Origin of the sequence: Minwuia sp. (assembly GCF_048263705.1) — a bacterium.
In the GTDB taxonomy this organism is placed as follows: domain Bacteria; phylum Pseudomonadota; class Alphaproteobacteria; order Minwuiales; family Minwuiaceae; genus Minwuia.
In genome coordinates this window covers 123,138-144,414 of sequence record NZ_JBLXDV010000001.1, presented here as the reverse complement: position 1 = coordinate 144,414, position 21,277 = coordinate 123,138, and the positions used below count along the sequence as shown (strand labels likewise).

At 64.2% G+C, this 21,277-nt stretch carries 19 protein-coding genes; 4 read left to right on the top strand and 15 right to left on the bottom strand.

Features of this window, described 5'->3' with window-relative positions:
- Positions 1-7: 7 nt before the first annotated feature.
- The 9 genes from sigJ to carA form a co-directional block, all read right to left on the bottom strand.
- On the bottom strand, positions 8-862 hold the full coding sequence (sigJ, locus tag ACN0X7_RS00645) for an RNA polymerase sigma factor SigJ (protein ID WP_417513033.1): 855 nt from the start codon (positions 860-862) through the stop codon (positions 8-10).
- Entirely contained in the window at positions 855-1,379 is a 525-nt protein-coding gene (locus ACN0X7_RS00640; RefSeq protein ID WP_417513031.1) for a hypothetical protein, read from the bottom strand. Before ACN0X7_RS00640 ends, sigJ begins: the two co-directional genes overlap by 8 nt.
- 72 nt (positions 1,380-1,451) lie before the next feature.
- Complete coding sequence (locus tag ACN0X7_RS00635; protein WP_417513029.1) at positions 1,452-2,399, bottom strand: hypothetical protein; 948 nt, start codon at positions 2,397-2,399, stop codon at positions 1,452-1,454.
- A 116-nt stretch (positions 2,400-2,515) separates the two neighbouring features.
- Positions 2,516-3,508, bottom strand: coding sequence for a hypothetical protein (locus ACN0X7_RS00630; RefSeq protein WP_417513027.1), 993 nt, complete (start codon positions 3,506-3,508; stop codon positions 2,516-2,518).
- Positions 3,509-3,608: 100 nt separating this feature from the next.
- Positions 3,609-4,118: a DUF2059 domain-containing protein gene (locus ACN0X7_RS00625; RefSeq protein ID WP_417513025.1), complete on the bottom strand. Its 510-nt coding sequence runs from the start codon at positions 4,116-4,118 to the stop codon at positions 3,609-3,611.
- A 63-nt stretch (positions 4,119-4,181) separates the two neighbouring features.
- Positions 4,182-4,655, bottom strand: coding sequence for a transcription elongation factor GreA (gene greA, locus ACN0X7_RS00620; RefSeq protein WP_417513023.1), 474 nt, complete (start codon positions 4,653-4,655; stop codon positions 4,182-4,184).
- 91 nt (positions 4,656-4,746) lie between these two features.
- Positions 4,747-7,995, bottom strand: a complete 3,249-nt coding sequence (gene carB / locus ACN0X7_RS00615; protein WP_417513021.1) for a carbamoyl-phosphate synthase large subunit — start codon at positions 7,993-7,995, stop codon at positions 4,747-4,749.
- 87 nt (positions 7,996-8,082) lie between these two features.
- Entirely contained in the window at positions 8,083-8,445 is a 363-nt protein-coding gene (locus tag ACN0X7_RS00610) for an endonuclease domain-containing protein (protein WP_417513019.1), read from the bottom strand.
- Positions 8,446-8,638: 193 nt separating this feature from the next.
- Positions 8,639-9,832, bottom strand: a complete 1,194-nt coding sequence (carA, locus tag ACN0X7_RS00605) for a glutamine-hydrolyzing carbamoyl-phosphate synthase small subunit (protein WP_417513017.1) — start codon at positions 9,830-9,832, stop codon at positions 8,639-8,641.
- Between the two features lie 216 nt (positions 9,833-10,048).
- Between carA and ACN0X7_RS00600 the strand changes: the two genes are divergently transcribed.
- Together ACN0X7_RS00600 and ACN0X7_RS00595 are read left to right on the top strand one after the other, a co-directional pair.
- Positions 10,049-10,504, top strand: coding sequence for a GatB/YqeY domain-containing protein (locus ACN0X7_RS00600; RefSeq protein WP_417513015.1), 456 nt, complete (start codon positions 10,049-10,051; stop codon positions 10,502-10,504).
- Positions 10,505-10,511: 7 nt separating this feature from the next.
- On the top strand, positions 10,512-11,000 hold the full coding sequence (locus tag ACN0X7_RS00595) for a DUF1772 domain-containing protein (protein ID WP_417513013.1): 489 nt from the start codon (positions 10,512-10,514) through the stop codon (positions 10,998-11,000).
- Here the strand turns inward: ACN0X7_RS00595 and ACN0X7_RS00590 are convergent.
- The 6 genes from ACN0X7_RS00590 to ACN0X7_RS00565 all read right to left on the bottom strand — a co-directional run bounded on the left by ACN0X7_RS00590 (position 10,997) and on the right by ACN0X7_RS00565 (position 18,982).
- On the bottom strand, positions 10,997-11,713 hold the full coding sequence (locus ACN0X7_RS00590) for a response regulator (RefSeq protein ID WP_417513011.1): 717 nt from the start codon (positions 11,711-11,713) through the stop codon (positions 10,997-10,999). The genes ACN0X7_RS00595 and ACN0X7_RS00590 overlap by 4 nt on opposite strands.
- Complete coding sequence (locus ACN0X7_RS00585; protein ID WP_417513701.1) at positions 11,710-12,630, bottom strand: alpha/beta fold hydrolase; 921 nt, start codon at positions 12,628-12,630, stop codon at positions 11,710-11,712. The genes ACN0X7_RS00590 and ACN0X7_RS00585 overlap by 4 nt, the downstream gene beginning before the upstream one ends.
- A 22-nt stretch (positions 12,631-12,652) precedes the next feature.
- Entirely contained in the window at positions 12,653-13,888 is a 1,236-nt protein-coding gene (locus ACN0X7_RS00580) for an acyl-CoA dehydrogenase family protein (protein ID WP_417513009.1), read from the bottom strand.
- Between the two features lie 82 nt (positions 13,889-13,970).
- Positions 13,971-14,927, bottom strand: a complete 957-nt coding sequence (locus ACN0X7_RS00575) for a hypothetical protein (protein ID WP_417513007.1) — start codon at positions 14,925-14,927, stop codon at positions 13,971-13,973.
- A gap of 16 nt (positions 14,928-14,943) precedes the next feature.
- Positions 14,944-17,034: a flagellar hook-associated protein FlgK gene (gene flgK / locus ACN0X7_RS00570; RefSeq protein ID WP_417513005.1), complete on the bottom strand. Its 2,091-nt coding sequence runs from the start codon at positions 17,032-17,034 to the stop codon at positions 14,944-14,946.
- A 208-nt stretch (positions 17,035-17,242) separates the two neighbouring features.
- Positions 17,243-18,982: a feruloyl-CoA synthase gene (locus ACN0X7_RS00565; RefSeq protein WP_417513003.1), complete on the bottom strand. Its 1,740-nt coding sequence runs from the start codon at positions 18,980-18,982 to the stop codon at positions 17,243-17,245.
- Between the two features lie 156 nt (positions 18,983-19,138).
- On the opposite strand from ACN0X7_RS00565, the gene ACN0X7_RS00560 reads away from it, so the two are divergent.
- Both ACN0X7_RS00560 and ACN0X7_RS00555 read left to right on the top strand, forming a co-directional pair.
- Entirely contained in the window at positions 19,139-20,110 is a 972-nt protein-coding gene (locus tag ACN0X7_RS00560; protein WP_417513001.1) for an NAD-dependent epimerase/dehydratase family protein, read from the top strand.
- Positions 20,107-21,273, top strand: a complete 1,167-nt coding sequence (locus ACN0X7_RS00555; RefSeq protein WP_417512999.1) for a DegT/DnrJ/EryC1/StrS family aminotransferase — start codon at positions 20,107-20,109, stop codon at positions 21,271-21,273. Before ACN0X7_RS00560 ends, ACN0X7_RS00555 begins: the two co-directional genes overlap by 4 nt.
- Positions 21,274-21,277 lie beyond the last annotated feature (4 nt).

Sequence of the window (21,277 nt, the reverse complement as noted above, 5' to 3'; positions counted from 1 at the left end):
GCGACCCTCAGCCGCCCAGCTTCTCCGGGTTGCGCACCAGATCGATGTTGCTCAGGCGGCCGTCGCGGGTCGCGAGCGAGACCACGGCGAAGGTGTCGGTTCCGGCCGTGATCACGAAACCCGGACCGCCTGACACGAAGGCGAGGCGATAGTCCAGCGCGCCCTGGGATTTGCGTTCCAGGCCGAGCAGGAAGCGGATGACGTTCTGCCGGCCAGTGATCGGATTGAGCGCCGCCATGACCTTGCCGCCGCCGTCGGACCGCAACAGGACGTCTTCGTGCAGCAGCGCCTCAAGCGGCGTCAGATCGCCGTCCGCGGACGCCTTCTGAAATGCCGCCGCAAGCCGGATGGCGATATCCGGTGCCGGCTTCTCGCGCGGTGCGCCGTCGTCGACATGCGCCCGTGCGCGGGAGACCAGCTTGCGGGCGTTCGCCTGCGTCGTCTGGAGCACACCGGCGATATCGGCATAGTCGTAGTCGAAGGCCTCACGCAGGATGAAGGCCGCGCGCTCGGCGGGTGACAGCGCCTCCATCACCACCAGCAGCGCCATCGTCAGACCCTCGGCCAGCGCCACGCGGTCCACGGGGGATTGTCCGTCGCTCACCAGCGGTTCGGGCAGCCAGGGGCCGATGTAGCGTTCCCGCACTGTCTTTTCGGCGCGCAGACGGTCGATGGACAGGCGCGTCATGGCGGTCGTGAGCCAAGCGGCGGGTGTGCGGATCGATCCGTGATCCTGCGCCTGCCAGCGCAGCCAGCAGTCCTGCACCAGATCCTCGGCCGCGCTGAGAGACCCCAGCATGCGGTAACCGATGGACAGCAGCCGGGATCGCTCGCATTCGAAAACTTGTGTGGGGTCAATCATCGAGATTCAGAATGGCACAGCTCTGGGCCATGCCGAGACCGCGTTTCATCGCAGGATGAATCCGGGCCGTGGCCGCAGCCAGCGCAAGTTCCACGCGTGCCGCGCGGCCCCATTCGCGCTCGATCGCCTCGCCAAGCTCGACAACCTCGGGGAGCGAAAGCGCAATGGCCTCACCAAAATATGCAGCCAGGCTGAGATCGTGCGGAAGATCATCGTAGCGGCCCGCCTGTGCGGCCTTCAGATCGGATTCTTTCAGCCCGGCCATGCGCGCGTAGCCGATCCCGATCCGAACGCACGGGCCGCAGTCCTCCGACCGCAGGGCGGCGATCCGGCAGACATGTGCCGCCGCCACGGGCGCGACCCGCTGATAGGTCATCAGCGGCGCGGCCATGAGATATTTCGTCAGCAGTCCCGGCGATGCCGCGAGCATTTCCCGGGCGAGGTCGAGGGGTTCGCCGAGCCGCCGCTCCTCCCTGTCGATCCGTCCGTCATAGATTGCCGTCAGTCCGATGCCCATCCGAGCCTCCTTCGCAAAGATCGTTCGATCCATTGACGAAGGAGGCCCGGATTTTGTGACACCGAAGCCGGATCAGCCGTCGGACATGTCGATGTTGATGGAATCGAGTCCGTGTCGACCGCCCGCATTCACCATGCGGAAACCGTCAAACGGATCGCGGAACCCGTTGTCGGTCACGTCGAACAGACGGTCCCGGCCGACGAAGGCCTGAATACGCCCGCTCGGCGAGCGGACCCAGCGCAGGTCATAGGTCCCTGGCTGGTTGTTCGCGGAGGCGGGGAAGCGGAAATTCGTCTGACCGATCAGAGTCACAGAGCTGCCGACACGGATGAGCTTGGCCTTGCCGTCGGTGAACTGAATCCGGTAGCCGTTCCGGCCATCCGATCCCTGATACACACCGACTTCCAGAACACCACCCGCCCGATCATCACTCATAAGCTTGGCAGAAAGATCGAACGCATTGGTGATCTTGCCGGGCAGGAAGATGGTGGAAGGCTCGCTGACGGACTGTTCGCTGGACCGGGTGTTGGCACCCAGCAGCGCACCGAACAGCTGGCCGAGCTTTTCGGATTCGGTCAGCGGCTTGTCCTTCTCGAACGCCACGAACGAGAACAGCCGATTGCCGCGCGCGATGAACCAGTCGCCCTGCACCAGGTTCCAGCGCGGATTGGCGGTGAAGTTTCCGTCGGCGAAATTGTCGGAGATGTTCGGAACCGCTGAATCGCGGGAGTCCTCACGCTCGTCCCTGCGGGCTTCCCTGCGATCCTGCTTGCGCTCAGCCTTGCGGTGGCGCTTCAGCGCCTCTTCCAGGTCGGACAGGAACTTGGGCGAGGCAGCCTTGTCGCGCTTGCCCTGCCTGATCAGGCTGTCGAGTTCATCGAGAAGCTTCTGCGTATGTTCAGGATATTCCTCGAAACGGTTGTCCGGGTCCTTCCACGCCTCGTATTTCTGGGCGGTTGCCGGGACGGATGTGATGCCGAGCGAGACAATCGCTGCGGCCAGAGCGGCTTTGCGGAACATGTTTGCTCCCCTTGTTGCTTATTGTTGTTGGTCGTTCAGATGGTCATTGAGTGACGCGAGGTCACCCCATGCGGCGGATTTGACGCGTGCGCACATCCCCCGGCGCGGCAGGCGTGTCAGCGGTTCACGACCTTGATCGCCACGGAATCGAGGCCGTGACGCCCGTTGGCGTTCACCATCCGGAACCCGTGAAAATCGTCGCGGAACGCGTTGTCGGTCACGTCGAAGACCTTCGTGCCGCTGACCCAGACGTGCATCCGGCCTTTCTTGGAACGCACCCAGCGCACCGCATATGTCCCCGGACGGTTGTTGACGCGGGCGGGAAAAGTGAACGCGGCGGATCGCAGCTGGACCACCGACTGACCGACCCGGACCAGCTTGACCACGCCCTGATCGGTGAACTGCAGCCGGTATCCGTTGCGGCCATCGTCGCCCTGATACACGCCGATCTCCAGCAGGCCGCCCGCACGGGCATCGCTTGCCAGCGTCGCGGTCAGATCGAACGCGTTGGTCAGGCGATGAGGCAGGAAGATCGCAGCCTGTTCGGTGGATACGCGGTCGTCCCGGCCCTGGCGCTGGTCGCCGAGCGGCCGGCCCAGCAGCCGCCCGAACAGTTCCGCAACCGGGTCGAGGCGCTCGTTGCGGCGGCTGTTGGTCTCGTTCAGCCGCACGATTGACGACAGGCGCCCCGAGCGCGTGATGAAATACTCTCCCTGCGCCACGATCCATCGGGGGTTGTTCGTGAAGTCACCGTCCGAGAAATCGTCCTGGACATGGCGCCAGCGGCCCCGGTCGGGCGTGATGTCCGCGCGCGGAGCCGCCGGCTCGGTCTGCGGCGCGGGAGGCGTGGCGGCGGTTGCGGCACGTTCGGCGGCTTCGTGGCGGTCCAGCAGTCTCTGCAGGTCATCGAGATACCGGGGGTCAGCCGCGCGGTCGCGGCGACCGGCCGCCAGAATCTGCCTCAGTTCGGAAATGAGCTGGTCGGTCTGCCGTTCCCGCGCCTGCTGCGCGGCCGGGTCCTGCCATTCGTTGTAGGTGCGTGTCTGTGCCTCGGCTGCCCCGAACCCTGAAGAGACAACTGCAGCCGCCAGTAAAACCCTGCGGAACATGAACTTTCCCCTTCTTTCTTATTGTTGTGACAAGAATATGGAGAGGCCTTCCGAGAGTGGAAGGTGCGCGCTACCAATTGACGCTGAACCGTTGGCGCGATCAGTTCTCGACGGGCGCGTCCCTGTTCAGGCGCGTGAGCACCGCCCTGACCAGATCCTGTCCGACCTGCTGACCGATCACCTGGCCCATGGCGCCCGCGACCTTCTGAACTTCCAGCGACGTTGCGACCAGCCGCCTGCCAAGGTCGGATTCGTAGAATTCGATGAGACGCGTGATGTCGTCTTCGGTGAAGGCGCGCTGGTGCAGGGGGACGAGTTCGGCCAGAAAATCCGCTTTTATCCGCTCGAAGGCGACATCCATTTCTTCGGCGACGATCCCGTCGAAGTCTTCCGGGATAATCAGTTTCCGGCTCTGCGCGGCCTGGCGCAAGGCGGGTGTCAGCATCTTCGAAAGCGGCGCGCGCAGCGAATCCAGCGTCGCGTCGATCTGTTTCTCGACGCCGGTCAGTTCGTAAAGTTTCAGAACCTGATCGCGGGACGCTTCTTCCGCGCGCAGCGGCAGCGCCAGACACAGGCTAATCGACAGGGCCGTAAGAAGCAGTCTGAGCATGAATGTCTCCCGAAAAGGCGACATCCTACACAAACCTCCGGGCGCAGCCAGCGCCAGATGCCCTCAGACCCAGCGGACCTCTACGACCTCATAGGATTTCTCGCCGCGCGGTGTCGTGACATCGACGACATCGCCGACCGATTTGCCGATCATGGCACGGGCAATCGGCGAGGTATTCGAGATACGGCCCTCGTCGATGTCGGCTTCTTCGCCGCCGACGATCTGATAGGTGCTCTCGTCATCTGTATCGACGTCGGCCAGCACGACTGTCGCACCGAACCGGATGGTATCGCCTGACATGGCCGCCGCATCGATCACGTCGGCACGGCTGAGACCACTCTCAAGCTGGGCGATCCGGCTTTCGATAAAGCCCTGCTTTTCCTTGGCAGCGTGATATTCCGCGTTCTCGGACAGGTCGCCGTGCGCGCGCGCTTCGGCAATCGCCTGGATCACGGCAGGCCGTTCGACGGATTTCAGATTCTTCAGTTCGGCTTCAAGGCGCTGCTGCCCCTCAAGCGTCATGGGCACTCGTTCCATCAGGCACTTCCAGTTTTTCGGGTTCGCCGGTTTCCGTCAGATCCCGGAAACGGCTGCGCCGGTCGCTTTTCCAGCAACCGGCGCCTCGGGCCTAATAATAGTCCTGTAGCGGAGCGACTTCAAGACGCCCGGTTTTCAGGGCCTGCAGCGCCGCAACGGACGCCTTCGCGCCCGCCGCCGTCGTGTAGTAGGGAATGTGGAACTGCAACGCGGTCCGGCGCAGCGAGAAGCTGTCGTTGATCGCCTGCTCGCCGTCCGTGGTGTTGAAAACCAGCTGCACGTCGCCGTTCTTCAGCGCGTCGACGATGTGCGGGCGGCCCTCAAGCACCTTGTTGATCGGTTTGCACGCGATGCCGTGATCCTGCAGATGGCGCGAGGTGCCGTGGGTCGCCACGATGCTGAACCCCATCTCCGTCAGGTCACGGCACATCCCGACCGCCATTTCCTTGTCGCCGTCCTTCACCGAGATGAAGACGGTGCCCTCCTGCGGCAGTTTCGTGCCGCCGCCAAGCTGCGATTTCAGGAAGGCCATGCCGAAATCCTTGGCCAGCCCCATGACCTCGCCCGTGGACCGCATCTCCGGCCCCAGAATGATGTCCACGCCCGGGAAACGGGCGAACGGGAACACCGCTTCCTTGATCGCGATATAGTCGAGCTCCGTCGGATCGCCGGTCAGACTGAACGTCGAAAGCTTCTCCCCGGCCATCAGCCGCGCCGCGATCTTGGCGATCGGCGTGCCGATGGTCTTGGCGACGAACGGCACGGTACGCGAGGCACGTGGGTTGACCTCCAGAATGTAGACCAGCCCGTCCTGCACCGCGAACTGGACGTTCATCAGCCCGACCACACCCAGTTCGGTGGCCAGCAGCGACGCCTGGCGCTTGATCTCGGCGATCACATCCCGGCTGAGCGAGAACGGCGGCAGGGCACAGGCGCTGTCGCCGGAATGCACGCCGGCTTCCTCGATGTGTTCCATGATGCCGGCGACGAAGGTGTCGGTCCCGTCGGACAGTACGTCCACGTCGACCTCCGTCGCGTTCGCCAGATAGGAATCCACCAGTACCGGACTATCGCCGGAAACCTTCACGGCCTCGCGGATGTAGCGGTCCAGACCCGGCATGTCGTGCACGATCTCCATCGCCCGGCCGCCCAGCACGTAGGACGGGCGCAGCAACACCGGAAAGCCCAGACGCTCGGCGTGCTCGCGCGCTTCCTCGTGACTGCGCGCAATGCCGTTGGGGGGCTGCCGCAGGTTGAGGCGCTGCAGCAGGTCCTGGAACCGGTCGCGGTCCTCGGCCCGGTCGATGGCATCGACCGACGTGCCCAGGATCGGCACCCCCGCGTCCATCAGCCCCTGCGCCAGCTTCAGCGGCGTCTGGCCGCCGAACTGCACGATGACGCCCTTCACGCTGCCTGACTGTTCCTCGACCCTGACGATCTCCAGCACCGTCTCGATGGTCAGCGGTTCGAAATAGAGCCGGTCGGACGTGTCGTAGTCCGTGGAGACGGTCTCGGGGTTGCAGTTGACCATGATGGTCTCGAAGCCCGCTTCCTTCAGGGCGAAGGCGGCGTGGACACAGCAATAGTCGAACTCGATCCCCTGACCGATCCGGTTCGGACCGCCGCCGAGGATGATGATTTTCTCGCGATCGGTCGGCCGGGATTCGCACTCCGGTGCCTGGATCGAGCCATCGGGCGCCGGAAAGCCCTCGTAGGTCGAATACATGTAGGGCGTGTCGCTCTCGAACTCGGCCGCACAGGTATCGATCCGCTTGAAGACGGCGTGGATCCCCGCCATCCGGCGGGCAGCGGTGACCCTGGGTTCGGATGTTCTGGCCAAGGCGGCGATCCGGGCGTCGCCAAATCCCTGCTTCTTCAGCGCCAGCCACCCCGCGGCTGTGGTCGGCAGACCGTTCAGCTTGATCCGCTCCTCGGTCTCGACGATTTCCTCGATCTGATCGAGGAACCAGGGATCGTAGCTGGTGATGCGGGCGATCCGTTCCTTCTCCAGCCCGAACCGGAAGGCTTCCGCCGTCAGCAGCAGGCGATCCGGTGTCGGGCGGCCCAGCGCCGCGATCAGCGCATCCTCGTCGTCGCCCTCGAACGGAATGTCATCGAGGCCCGTCAGACCCGTCTCCATGGACCGCAAGGCCTTCTGCAGGCTCTCCTGGAAATTGCGGCCCACAGCCATGGCCTCGCCCACCGACTTCATGGCGGTCGACAGCACCGGTTCGGCACCGGGGAACTTCTCGAAGGTGAAGCGCGGGATCTTGGTCACGACATAGTCGATGGTCGGCTCGAAGCTGGCCGGGGTGACCTGTGTGATGTCGTTCTGCAGTTCGTCCAGCGTGTAGCCGACCGCCAGCTTGGCGGCGACCTTGGCGATCGGGAAACCGGTTGCCTTGGATGCCAGCGCGGACGAGCGCGACACGCGCGGGTTCATCTCGATGACCACCAGACGCCCGTTCTCGGGACTGACCGCGAACTGGACGTTCGACCCGCCGGTCTCGACGCCGATCTCGCGCAGGACCGCGATCGAGGCGTCCCGCATGATCTGATATTCCTTGTCGGTCAGGGTCAGCGCGGGCGCGACGGTGATGGAATCGCCGGTATGCACGCCCATGGGGTCCACGTTTTCGATGGAACAGATGATGATGCAGTTGTCCGCCTTGTCGCGAACGACCTCCATCTCGTACTCCTTCCAGCCCAGCACACTCTCGTCGACCAGCACCTGATTGGCGGGCGAGGCATCCAGACCGCTGACGATGAAGGCATCATATTCGTCCCGGTTATAGGCGATGCCGCCGCCGGTGCCGCCCAGTGTGTAGGACGGACGGATCACGGCGGGCAGACCGATCTCCTTCATGGCCTCGCGGCCCTCTTCCAGCGTGGTGACGATGGCGGATTTCGGCATCTCCAGCCCGATTTTCGTCATCGCTTCACGGAACAGGTCGCGATCCTCCGCCTTGGCGATGGCAAACCTGTCCGCGCCGATCAGTTCGACGCCGTACTTCTCCAGCGTGCCATCCTCGGCCAGCGCCAGCGCCGTGTTCAGCGCCGTCTGCCCGCCCATGGTCGGCAGCAGGGCGTCGGGCCGCTCCTTCTCGATGATCTTGGCGACCACATCGGGCGTGACCGGTTCGACATAGGTCGCGTCGGCAAATTCCGGGTCGGTCATGATCGTCGCCGGGTTCGAGTTCACCAGAATGATCCGGTAGCCCTCGTCGCGCAGCGCCTTGCACGCCTGCGTCCCCGAATAGTCGAACTCGCAGGCCTGGCCGATGACAATAGGCCCCGCCCCGATGATCATGATGGAGGAGATGTCAGTACGTTTGGGCATCAGTTCGTCCCCCCGTCGATCGATTCAATCAGGTACATGGCGCGGCTGCTCCCTCCCCCTTGATGGGGGAGGGTCGGGGTGGGGGTGTTACCGTTTCGGATACAGGGTCGCGATACCACGCCGCTCAACGCAGACCTTAAAAATCTCGGAGAGTACGTCGTCAAGCTGCTCGAATACCGATCTGTTCCAGTATCTGAGAACAACAAAACCTTCTGCTTCCATCCAACGGGTTCGGATTTCGTCGTGCACCTGCTGTTTCGCGTGTTGCCCCCCATCCAGTTCGATGACCACACGGCGCTCGAAACTGCAGAAGTCGGCTGTATATCTGCCGAGCGGCACCTGACGACGGAACCGCGCGCCATCAACCTGCTTCCCGCGCAACCGTGACCAGAGAAGGCGTTCCGCCTCTGTCTGGTTTCTCCTGAGGAACTGCGCGCGACCGGCTGACATGCTGCGTAGTTTAAGTGAGCCGGTGCCACGAGTCCTCCCTCGCCATTATTGGGTGAAAGACGGAAGGGTGGTGCTATGACATCGCTGGGAACAGTCCGGACACGCCGTATCCCCCCCATCGACCGCTGCGCGGCCACTTCCCCCACCAGGGGGGAAGAAGAAGATGGACGCGTATCACCGCCAGCGCTCCGCATCAGTTCGCCTCCCCGTCGATCATGTCGGTGAAGCGGCGGAACAGGTAGTGGCTGTCGCGCGGGCCGGGGCTGGCTTCGGGATGGTATTGCACCGAGAAGACCGGGCGGCCCTTCAGGCGGATGCCCTCCAGCGTCCCGTCGAACAGGGACTTGTGGGTTTCCTCGACGCTGTCGGGCAGGCTCTCGCGCTTCACCCGGAACCCGTGGTTCTGGCTGGTGATCTCGACCTTGCCGGTGGTGAAGTCCTTGACCGGCTGGTTCGCGCCCCGGTGGCCCAGTTCCATCTTCTCGGTCTCGCAGCCCAGCGCCAGCGCCAGCATCTGGTGCCCCAGGCAGATCCCGAAAACCGGCTTGCCGCTGTCGATAAGGTCCCGGATCACCGGCACGGCATATTCGCCCGTCGCCGCCGGATCGCCCGGCCCGTTCGACAGGAAGATGCCGTCCGGTTCGTGCCGCAGCACGTCCTCGGCGGTGGCCGTCGCGGGCACCACGGTCACGTCGCAACCTGCATCCGTCAGACAGCGCAGGATGTTGCGCTTGCAGCCGTAGTCGATGGCAACGACCTTGCGTTTCGGCGTACCGGCACCCGCATAGCCATCCCCGATCGACCAGGCCCCTTCGGACCAGCCGTGGGTCTGACGGCAGGTGACATCCTTGGCGAGGTCCATGCCCTCAAGGCCGGGGAAGGCCTTCGCCTTTCCAATCAGGGCATCGATATCCAGTGCCGCGCCCGGTGCGGCCTGCGCCACCACCCCATTGGGCGGGCCGCCGTCGCGGATACGGCGTGTCAGGGCGCGGGTGTCGATCCCGCTGATCCCGACCAGATTGTGCGATTTCAGCCAGGCATCCAGATGGCGCGTCGCCCGCCAGTTGGAAGGCTGGGTGATGTCCATCCGCAGCACCACGCCGCGCGCGGCGGGCGTCGTCGTCTCGATGTCCTGGTCGTTGGTGCCGACATTGCCGATGTGCGGAAACGTGAAGGTGATGATCTGCCCGGCATAGGAAGGATCGGTGATGATCTCCTGATAGCCGGTCATGGAGGTGTTGAAACACACCTCGCCGACGGCATCGCCGATGGCACCGATGCCGGCACCGTGAAAGACAGTTCCATCGGCCAGCACAAGGGCAGCCGCGTTGAATAGCGCCCCGCCGGACGATGCTGGCGGGTCGGTGTTTTTTTCGTTCTGTGACATATGTCTCGTGCTTGGGGCGGCGAGGAAAGGGGCGCGAAGGGTTTTGACATCCTCGCGCAAATTGGCGGGACGATAGTGTTTCCGCCCGCGTGGGTCAAGCGCAGTGAATTCCTATTTTTTTGTTTATTTTCAATATGTTAGTAGTTTCAAAACTCCTTTGCCATACGGAATGATTTCCACTATGGTTCGCCGCCTTTCCTGCCATTGGAGGCTCCAATGCTGAAGCAGAAACTCAACGACGATCTGAAAGCCGCTATGCGGCTTAAGGAATCCCAGCGGATTTCGACGCTCAGGCTGATCCTGGCCGCCATCAAGGAACTGGAAATCAGCGCTCGGACCGATTCCGAGCGCCCGGAAGCCACGGACGAGCAGATCATCCAGATTCTCTCGAAGATGGTGAAGCAGCGCCGGGACTCCATCCGTCTGTACGAGGAAGGCGGCCGTGTCGATCTGGCGGAACAGGAGAAGGCGGAGATTGCCGTCATCGAGCACTACCTGCCGAAACAGATGTCCCCGGAAGAGGTCGATGCGCTGTGCGCCGAGGTGCGGGACGAACTGAACGCGTCCGGCCTGAAGGACATGGGCCGCTGCATGGGCGTCATCAAGGAACGCTACGCCGGACAGCTCGACATGGGCGAAGCCAGCAAGACCATGAAAACCGCCCTGACCTGACATGCGGATGCTTTCCGCTCTCTGTCTCCTGGCCTCGGTGCTGCTGGCGGGCCTGCACGCGGGCTTCTTCTTCACCTGGTCGTTCACCGTGATGAACGGGCTCGACGCCGCGTCGCCGGATGTCGCCATCGCGGCAATGCAGTCCGTCAACGCCAATATCCGCAATGTGCCGTTCGGCATCGTCTTCTTCGGCGCACCGCTGGCGGCGCTGGTGACCACCATCATCGTTTTCGCCTTCGGAAGCCGGTCGGCGGGCGTTCTCGCCGGGCTGGGCTTTCTCGCCCTGGCGGCCACCGTTGCCGTCACGGCCGGCGTGCATGTCCCGTGGAATGACGAACTGGCCGTCCAGACGGTTCCGGCCACCGCCGAGGCCGCCGCGCAGCTCTGGGCCGGCTATTCGGGTCCGTGGACCGAATGGAATCATCTGCGCAGCCTGACCAGCCTCCTCGGGTGCCTGTTCCTGGTGCTCGCCTTCCGGGCAGACCGGCGGAACTAACCGTCGCCCAGATGCTCGGCGAAGAACTGGCGCACCCGCTCCGCGGCCGTCCGCATCTGCTGCAGCGTTTCCGCACGCCGCCGGTTCGATGCGTGCCCCCCGACCAGCGTCTCGGCAAAGGCCGCCAGGCGCCCCAGCTCATTGGCGCCGATGCCGCGCGCGGCGCCCTTCAGGCCGTGTGCGGCCTCGCGCCAGGACCGGTCATCGGTCGCACCGGCCATCTCGTCGAAGTACCGCTCACAGGATGCGCTGAACAGGGCCGCCAGTTCGCCTTCCAGACCCCGTTCCCCCGCCGTGTAGGTCGCAAGATGCGCCAGATCGACAGGTTCTTCCGACTCGCCGTCTCCGGCAGCCTCATCGTCCATGACCGACCGGATCATCAGCGCCAGCGCACGCGCGTCGACCGGCTTCGCCAGCCAGCCATGCACGGGTGCATCGCCCCATTCGGACCGATCTGCGCCTGACGATGACAGGCCGATCAGCCGCATGGTCCCGCCGGCCTGCCGGGCGACCTCATCGCCGCCCGCACCCGGCATCTGGAAATCCAGAATCGCCAGGTCGAAGCTGAGTGCGGAGAGCGCCGAGATCGCTTCCGTGCCATTGTCCACCGGCACCGCCTCGTGGCCGATATCGTTCAGGATCGCGACGATCTGCGCGCGGGCCGCAGGATTGTCATCGGCGACCAGAACCGTCAGTGAGGCGGGATCGCTCATCTCGACGGCAGCCTCTCGTCGATCCAGCCGCAGATGTCCGCGGTGACATCATCGCGATTGGTTTCGTTCAGGATCTCGTGCCGCGCACCGTCGTACAGCCTGAGGGTCAGATCGCCGACGCCGTGTTCGGCATAGATGTCGTGCAGGCGCTGCACGCCGTCGCCCATGCCGCCGACCGGATCGCGGTCGCCGGACGCGAGCAGCACCGGCAGGTCGAAGGCAATGCGGGCGACACTGGCGGCGCTTGTGAGACCCGGCAAGGCATCCAGCAGCGCAATCCAGCTCGCCGTGGTGGAAACGAAACCGCACAGCGGATCGGCAACATAGGCATCGACTTCGGCGCGGTCGCGGCTGAGCCATTCGACCTTCGTCGGCGCGGGCTCGAACGGCTTGTTGTTGGCATCGAAGGCCAGTGCGTGAATCAGATTGCTGCGCCCCCGCCGGCCAAGTCTCAGACGTTCGATGCGCGCGATCAGCCGCCCGGCGGCAGCCAGGGGCGGCGGCGGACCGTTCGAGCCGGAAAGGATCGCCATGTCGAACCCGGCTCCCGCGTCGGCCATGAGCTGCTGGACCAGAAAGGACCCCATGGAATGACCGAACAGGATCAACGGCAGATCGGGCTGTTCGGTTCTCCAGGCGCGCATGCCCGCCGCCAGATCGCCCGCCATCAGGTCGAACCCGTCCCGATCGGCGAAATGCCCCAGATCGTTCTCGCTGGCGGCGGTGCGTCCATGCCCCCGGTGATCGTGACCCGCCACCGCCAGTCCGGCGGCGTTCAGCGCCCGCGCGAACCGGTCGTAGCGTTCGATGTGTTCGGCAAGGCCATGTGCCAGATAGACAGCACCGCGCGGCGCTTCCACATCCCAGCGCCTGCCGCGCAGGATGGTGCCGCCAGCGCCTTCGACCTGCCAGTCCATCACGGTCTTTCTCCGGTTCCGATCACAGGTCCACATCGCCTTTCAGCATGCGCTGCACAATGGTGCGACGCAGAATTTCATTGGTGCCGTCGGCGACGTTGATGAGCCTGAGGGTGTGCCAGGCGTCAGTCAGTCCCAGTTCATTGGTAAAGCCCATCGCGCCATGTGTCTGCATCGCACGATCGACCGCCTTCACGCCGGTCTCGACCGAATAGGCCTTCGTCATCGACAGTTCCTTGACCGCCGGTGCGCCGGTATCGAGCAGCCTTGCCGCATTCAGGCCCATCAGATGCGCAGCGTGCAGTTCCATCGCCGAGCTGGCCAGCGGGAACGTCACGCCCTGATATTCCGAGATCGGCTGACCGAAGGCCTCGCGCTGCTTGCAGTACTCCAGCGCCATCTCGACCGCCCAGCGTCCGTACCCTACCGCGCGCGCCGAATTGTACACGCGCCCCAGCGAAACGCCGTACAGCGCGGTCGCAAAGCCGTTGTGCAGTTCGCCGACGAGTTGCCAGGGTTCGACCTTCAGGTTCTCGAACCGCAGTTCGGCCTCGTCACCGCCGATATGACCGAACATCTTGACGATGCGCTGCACTTCGAAGCCGGGCGCATCGGTCGGCACCAGAAACGCCGAGATGCCACCCTTCTTGGCCTTCGCCCGTTCCGGATCGGTGACCGCGAAGATGATGCAGGAGTCGGCGGTCGGTGAGTTCGTGGTCCAGATCTTCCGTCCCTCGATCACCCAGCCGTCGCCGTCAGGCACGGCACGGGTCCGGATCATGCTGGCGTCGGAACCTGCGCCGGGCTCGGACAATCCGAAGCACATGCCCTTCTCGCCGGACATCAGCGGGGCCAGGATTTCCGCGCGCGCCTGATCGGTGACCCGCTCCAGCAGGCGGCTGGGTCCGAACGCCCAGTGACTGATGCAATACAGCATCAGCCAGTGCTGCGGCCCGCACATGTGAAACAGCGCCTGCCAGCCCGCGTAGTAGGCCTGCATCCCCAGACCGCCGCCGCCAAGCGCTTCTGGCACACACATCTGATAGTAACCCGCGTCGGACGCCGCCATCCGGACATCGCGGATGATGTTCTGCACGTCGGGCGCAACACGTCCGTCCTCGCTGTACTTCAGACGCGAATCTTCCAGCAGGTCCCGGTGTTTTTCGTGGCGCGGCAGAACTTCCTTTCGCGCGAAGGCCTGCAGGCCCTCGACGACGTCTTTCACATCATCCGGCAAATCGAACGCAATGGCCGACACGCTTCCCTCCCCCGCGCAACAGACAGGCCGGGAGTATGTCGTCTGGCGATGGGCGCGTTAAGGGAAAACCACTACGGGAGCGCTACAGGACGTTCAGCAGGCTGATGGAACGCATCTCCGCAATCATGCGAATGCTGGCCTCCAGCGTCAGTTGCTGCTGGTTCAGACGGCTGGCGACCTCGGCCAGGTCCACGTCTTCCTCGTTGGCGATGATCTCGGTCAGCGAGACGGTCTGCTCGCCCAGCCGGGCCTGAACGGCCTCGACGGCCTTCATGTCCAGACCGTTGTCGGTCGCCGCCGTCTGCAGCGTGTCGATCGCCGAGAAGACCTGGGCCAGTTCGTTTTCCAGAAAGCCGGTCTGATTGACCGAAAGCTGGCCTTCCAGATCGCCCGCCGGTGCGAACGCGCCTGCGCCTGCCGGGACAGTGCCGTCGGCGAACATCAGGATGCGCTGCATCGAATGCAGCAGATCGCCTGCCACACCGGAGGCGGTGACGCCCACATCGATGGTCGCGCGCTCGTCCAGGCGGACCCTTGGAACCACACCGCTGTCGCCGAAGAAGTCCCCTGCGGGCGGTTCGGCGAGCGCCAGAATATCGGCTTCGTTCGTCACCAGCGCCGGCGGGCTGTCGGTGTTGGTGCCACCGAACAGGAAGCGCCCCTCGAAACGGGTGTTGAGCACGGAAGCCGCCCGCTCCAGCAGACCGCGCACTTCGGACTGCAACCCGGTGCCGTTGCCGATACCCCGCGCCTGCTGGATCGCATCGCGCAACTCGCCGCCGATGTTCTCCAGTTCGCGCAGGCCGGTATCGAACGCCGCCAGCCTGCCCTGCAGGGCCGTGTTCGCAGTCCTGAAGCCGTCAAGCTGGTTCATCAGCGAGTGCGAGTTGACGATGTGCGCGGACCGCGCGCCGAAACCGCCCACGTCATTGTATTTCTTGCCCGTCGCGATCTTGCTCTGGGTGTCGGAAACCTCAACCTGCTGGCGCATCAGTTGCTGCACCATCAGGTCGTTCTGACTGGCTGTACCTATTCGCATCCGATCCGTTCCTCGCTTAAATCTGCAACAGCGCGTCGATCATCTCGTTCGTCGTCGAGATCACGCGCGTCGCGGCATTGAACGCCGCCTGAAGCTCGATCAACTGAGCCATCTCTTCATCGATATTGACGCCGGACACCTCGCCGACACGCAGCGCCAGATCTTCCATCAGCGCCTCCCGGTCGGTCGTGCGGACCTCGATATCCCTCGCGGCCTGTCCGGCGCGGCCCAGAAACTCGCCGCCGATCTCGGCCAGTGTTCCGTTCATCGCCGACAGCCGCCCCGCGCCTTCAAAGTCCGATGTCACGAAGGACAGGGACTGCAGGGCCACGGCACCGGCGTTGTCGCCATTGAACACGGCCGGCGCACCGGTCGCATCGACGCTGGCGAGCGACAGCAGCGCCGTGTTGCTGACGATATCACCGCGCACTTCCATGCCAGCGGCGACATTCGCTTTCGGTTCGGTGCCGATTCCGAAGAAACTCTGCACCGTTGTGCCGCTGGTGCCGCGTTCGGTCGCGTCATTGCTCATCTCCAGACGGAAGTCGCTGAACGCGCCATTCGGCGTCGTGACCAGTTCGCCTTCCGCACTCAGCGCAAAACTCGCGACCCCGGCAAAATCCGTGTTCAGCTGGGTGACCAGATCGCCCACCGTGGCCCCGATGGCGCCCATGTCGATGGTCGTCGCGCGCGGGCGCTGGTTTTCCGGACCGATCAGTTCGAAGGTCGCGGAGCCTGTGAAGCCGTGCGCCGTGCCGGTCTGGACGCCTGTCTGGAAATGCGGGCCCGCCGATGTCCTGACCAGATCGTTCATCCCGAAGCGATGCGCGAAACCGCGTCCGTCGGCCTGGGACGGCGTCGTCGCGTCCTGGGCGATGGCCACCCCCGTCGCCGCGCCCGCAGCGCTCAGGCGCATGGTGCCGTCGGTCAGTGAAAGCGTCCCCGAACCGCCCAGCCCTGCGTTCACCGCCGTGATCACGTCGCCGACCGTGCCACCGATGGCACCGAAGTCGATGGTGGCCGTGGCCACGATATTGTTGTTGGCATCGAAGGCATGGAAAGCGGCAACGCCTGTGAAGCCGTGCGGGTCGCCGGCCAGCGTCGCGGTGTTGTTGCCGGTCAGGGTGGCGGGCGGCGGGACTGCCGTGAATTCATTGTGGACACGGTTCATCTCATCGGCGAGCCGTCCCGCGAATGCCCCCAGTTCGATGCTGAGATCGTTCAGGCTGCCGTCCCGCGTTTCCAGCAGACCTTTCAGTTCACCGGACAGGATCTGGTCATCGACATTGGTACTGATGGTCGTGGCAATGCGGGTGGCGGGATCGATGCGCTGGATCGATATCGGCTGAAAGACCTCGCCGATCTCACCCGTATTCGCGCCGCCGTGCACCAGTTGCCGTGCGTTCTGATCGATCAGGGGCAGACCGCCCGTGGTCGAGATGAGCACCCGGTCGGCATTCTGGCCCGTCGTCTGGATATCGATGATGCTGGCCAGTTCATCCAGCTTCCGCGCGCGCTGGTCGATCAGATTGACCTTCGCATCGTCATTCGGCTGTGAACTGAGACGCTGGTTCAGACTCTGGATTTCCGTCAGCAGGACGTTGACGTCCGAGATGCGCTCGTTGACACGAAGATCGGCCTGCCTGCGCAGGTCGCGGACGCCATCGGCCAGACGGTCGACATCCTCGGTCAGACGCTGCATCGCCTCGATGGCGGATGCGCGCACGGCGGTCGTCTCGGGATTTGCGGCCAGCGTGCCCGCCTCGGTCAGGACCTTGTCCATCAGGGCGACCACGTTGCGGTCGCCGGTCGGATCACCCAGCAGGGAGACGACCTGATCGTTCAGGCTGCCTGCGGTGTCGAAGCGGTGGAACTCGGCGGTGGCGATGCGAAATTCCCGGTTCAGGAACTGATCCGTGACGCGCCGTACCGCCTCGACATCGACGCCCGCGCCCAGACCGGACAGGGTGATCGACGTCTGGACGACTTCCTTGCGCGCATACCCCTCCGTGTTGACGTTGGCCACATTGTCGGAGACCACGGCAAGGCCGCGCTGGGCGACGTTCAGACCCGTCAGGGCACTGTTCAGTGAAGCGGTGAGGCTCATCGGCTACCCTCCGTCAGACAGGCAAGGCTTGCCGGAACAACGGACGGAACCTGACACCGGCGGCAATTCCTGCCGGGCTCCCGAGTCAAACCTGTTTCTGCATCAAGCCTTTGAACAAACATCGCTTTTCAGTCTCCAATCGACCTGCGGACCATGGTTTGTCCGGTATCGTCTGAGACTGAATGTGCAACGCCGGGGCCAGTTCACCTCAAAGGCGGAAAGTCGTGTCGTCCCGATCGTCAAACAGGGCCGCGACCTCATCGGCGCGCTCGGCAAGCGCGGCGCGCTGATTCACATAGCCCTTGTCGGTGATTTCATTCGCATCGATCGAGGGCGGCGTCGGCAGGATGCGGAAGCGGCGGACCGCGGTTGAGGAGCCCGGATTGTCACCATTCCAGGCCCGGAGCCTTTCGGAAAGTTGCGCCGCAAGGTCGGCATCGTCCAGTTCCGCCGCCGCCGCGCTGCGCCAGATCAGGATGCCGATCTCTTCACGGTCATGTCCGCAGACGACCGCGTCCTGTACCAGCGGCGAACAGGCGGCGACCAGCCGCGTGCGTAGCGCGCCCGTATTGACCCAGGTGCCCGTCGTCAGCTTGAAGTCTTCCGAAACCCGGCCGTCGAAGATGATTCCGGCAGACGGATCGTCTGGGTCGGCGAGTGTGCCCGCGTCGCCCATACGGTAGTAGCCTTCCTCGTCGAAGGCCGCCTTCGTCAGGTCGGGCTGCCGGAAATAGCCCGGGGTGACGTTCGGGCCCTTCACCCGCAGTTCCAGCTTGCCGCCGACCGGGGCGAAGCGCACCTCGACACCGGCGCAGGGCAGCCCGATGTTGCCCGCGCGCGGGATCTGGAAATGCACCTGCGTGGCCATGGGAGCGGTCTCGGTCGAACCCCAGGCCGAGACCATCAGCGGCGGCTGATGCCCAGCCAACTCTGCGACGGCCTCAAGGCGTTCCCAAAGATCCTGTGGCAGGGCCGCGCCCGCATACATGATCATCTTCAAATCGCGGAAGAAGCTCTCCCGCAGGTCGCCGTCGCGCTCCAGATAGGGCAGCAGGGCGGCAAACCCCGCAGGCACATTAAAATAGATCGTCGGTGACGCCAGCCGCAGGTTCTCGACTGTCTTCTCGATCAGTCCCGGCGCGGGTTTGCCTTCATCAATGTGCAGGACCCCGCCGTTGCACAGCACGATGTTGAAGCACATGTTGCCGCCGAACGTGTGGTTCCAGGGCAGCCAGTCGACCAGCACCGGCCCCTCCGCAGCGATCGTGCCCCAGCCCTTGGCCGCCATGACCTGATTGGCGCAGAGCATGCGATGGGTGTTGATGACGCCCTTCGGCATGCCGGTCGAGCCGGAGGTGAACAGGATCTTCGCGATGTCGTCAGGCCCGACCTGCGCTTCAGGACCTGAGCCGGAGAACGGGATGGCCATCACGTCGACCGACGCCAGCACGGGCAGGCCCGCACCGACCTTCTCGATAGCCCTGACAAACGGTTCTCGGGATTCGACGTACAGACCGCCGGGACGCACCAGCCGCGCGATGTGATCGATCTTCGCCAGATCGCTGCTCATCAGGCTGTAGGCGGGCGAGACGGGCACGACCGGGATCCGCGCCAGAATCGCGCCCAGCATGACCAGTGCATGGCCGACGGAATTGCCCGACAGGATCATCAGCGGCTTTTCGGGGGTCAGTCCCATCTCCAGAAGCCGGGCCGCGATGCCGTTGGCGCGCGCCAGAACCTCGGCATAGTTCAGGCTGTTCCAGCCTTCACCTTGCCGATACCGCAGGAACGGCGCATCCGGCTTCCGGTTCGCCTGATCTCTCAGGACTGCTCCAAGCGAGTCCGGATGATCGCCCAGAGGTTCGGGCGAGGAAATCACGAAACCGCCGTCCGGCATGTCACGACGCTCGGCGCGCCGCGCCAGCATTGTCTTCACGATCGGGTTCATTCGCTCCACTCCCGGTCCTGCGTCATCCGGTACCTCACCTGCCATGGCGATCCGGCGCAATAGATGATAGGTGACGGGCAGATCAATATCACAGTCCCGGATTCGCAGATGCCCGCCGCGGCATGGGTTTTCAGGGCTGAAGCGAAGGAACGGTTCATGGATCTGAATGGTGCACGCGTACTCGTGATCGGCGGGGCCGGTTTCATCGGCAGCTTCGTCGTCTCGGAACTGCTGAAGACCGACGTGAAAGAGGTCGTGATCTACGACAATCTGGCCCGGGGCGAGATGAGCAACATCGCCGAACAGCTGTCCGATCCGCGATGCCGCATGTATCCGAACGGCGGCGACATCCGCGAGATCGACCTGCTGAACGATGCCATGAAGGGGATGGACTGCGTGTTCCATCTGGCCGCGATGTGGCTGCTGCACTGCAAGGATTTCCCCCGCACCGCCTTTCACGTGAATATCGAAGGCACCTTCAACGTGCTGGAAGCCTGCGTGAACAACGACATCAAGCGGCTGGTCTATTCGTCTTCGGCGTCCGTCTACGGCGACGCGGTCGAGGTGCCCATGACCGAGGAGCATCCGTTCAACAACCGCAATTTCTACGGTGCGACCAAGATTTCCTGCGAGGCCATGTGCCGGGCGTTCCATGACCGCTATGGGCTGGACTATGTCGGTCTGCGCTACATGAATGTCTACGGGCCGCATCAGGACCAGACCGCCGCCTATACCGGCGTCATCCCGATCATGCTGAACAAGATCGACGAGGGCGAAGCGCCGACGATCAACGGCGACGGCAGTCAGGCCTATGATTTCATCTATGTCGAGGATGTGGCGCACTGCAACGTGCAGGCGATGCGGGCCGAGGCGACGGATGAATTCTACAACGTCGGCACCGGCGTACAGACCTCGATCAAGGAACTCTGCGATCTGATCCTCGAACTGCGCGGCTCCGATCTGGAAGTCGCATACAAGCCCTACTCCGCCGACGATGCGCGCCGCATGGTCCAGAACCGGATCGGCTGTCCGAAAAAGGCGACAGCGGATCTGGACTTCACCTATCGGCTGAACCTGACCGAAGGCCTGCAGCGTCTGATCAACTGGCGCCAGAGGAACGCAGCGTGAGCGGCAGCGGAGAAAAACGCACGATCCATATCGCGCTGCCGTCGACCGGCGAGGCCGAACTGGAAGCCGTGCGCGAACCGATCCTGTCGGGCTGGCTGACGCAGGGGCCGAAGGTGGCCGAGTTCGAAAAGCGCTTTGCCGCGCGCCACGAGATCGAGCGCGCGCTCGCCGTGACGTCCTGCACGACCGGGCTGCACCTGATCCTGGCCGCCATGGGCATCGGCCCCGGCGACGAGGTGATCGTGCCCGCCTTCACCTGGGTCGCGACGGCCAACGTCGTGCTCTACTGCGGCGCAACACCGGTGCTGGCCGATGTGGATCGCGCCACCTTCAATCTGGATGTCGCCTCGGTCGCGGCACGGGTCACGGATCGGACGAAAGCCGTCATCGCCGTGCATCTGTTCGGCCGCTGCATGGACATGGATGCGCTGCGCGCCGCCCTGCCCGCCCACGTCGCCATCGTCGAGGATGCGGCCTGCGCCGCGGGAGCCCACTGGAACGGTCGGCCCGCCGGCAGCATGGGGATCGCCGGCGCATTCTCCTTCCATCCCCGCAAGTCGGTGACCACCGGCGAGGGCGGCATGGTCACCACGAACGATGCCGACCTCGGCGCGCGGATGGACATGATGCGCAACCACGGCGCATCCATATCCGAGGAGCAGCGCCACAACGGTCCGCGCCCCTATCTGCTGCCTGACTTCGATATTCTGGGCTTCAACTACCGGATGACGGACCTGCAGGGCGCGGTCGGCCTGGTGCAGTTCGACAAGCTGGACGGCTTCATCGATGAACGTGCCGTGCGTGCGCAGCAGTACAATGAGGCCTTCGCCGACATCAACTGGCTGACCTGCCCCACCGAACCGGACGGCGGACGCCACGGCTGGCAGGCTTACGTGCTGTATGTCGACCCGGACGGCGCGCCCATGGCCCGCAACGCCATGATGGAAAAGCTGCAGGAACGCGGCATCGCCACGCGGCCCGGCACCCATGCCGTTCACATGCTGGGTCTGTACCGGGACCGGCTGGGTGTGCAGGCCGACGACTTTCCGGCTGCACGGGACTGCAACGACAACTCCATGGCCATCCCGCTGCACAACCGCATGAACGATGACGACTTCGCCTACGTCATCGACGCCGTACGCGACCTGGCCAGGGGAGTCTGACAGG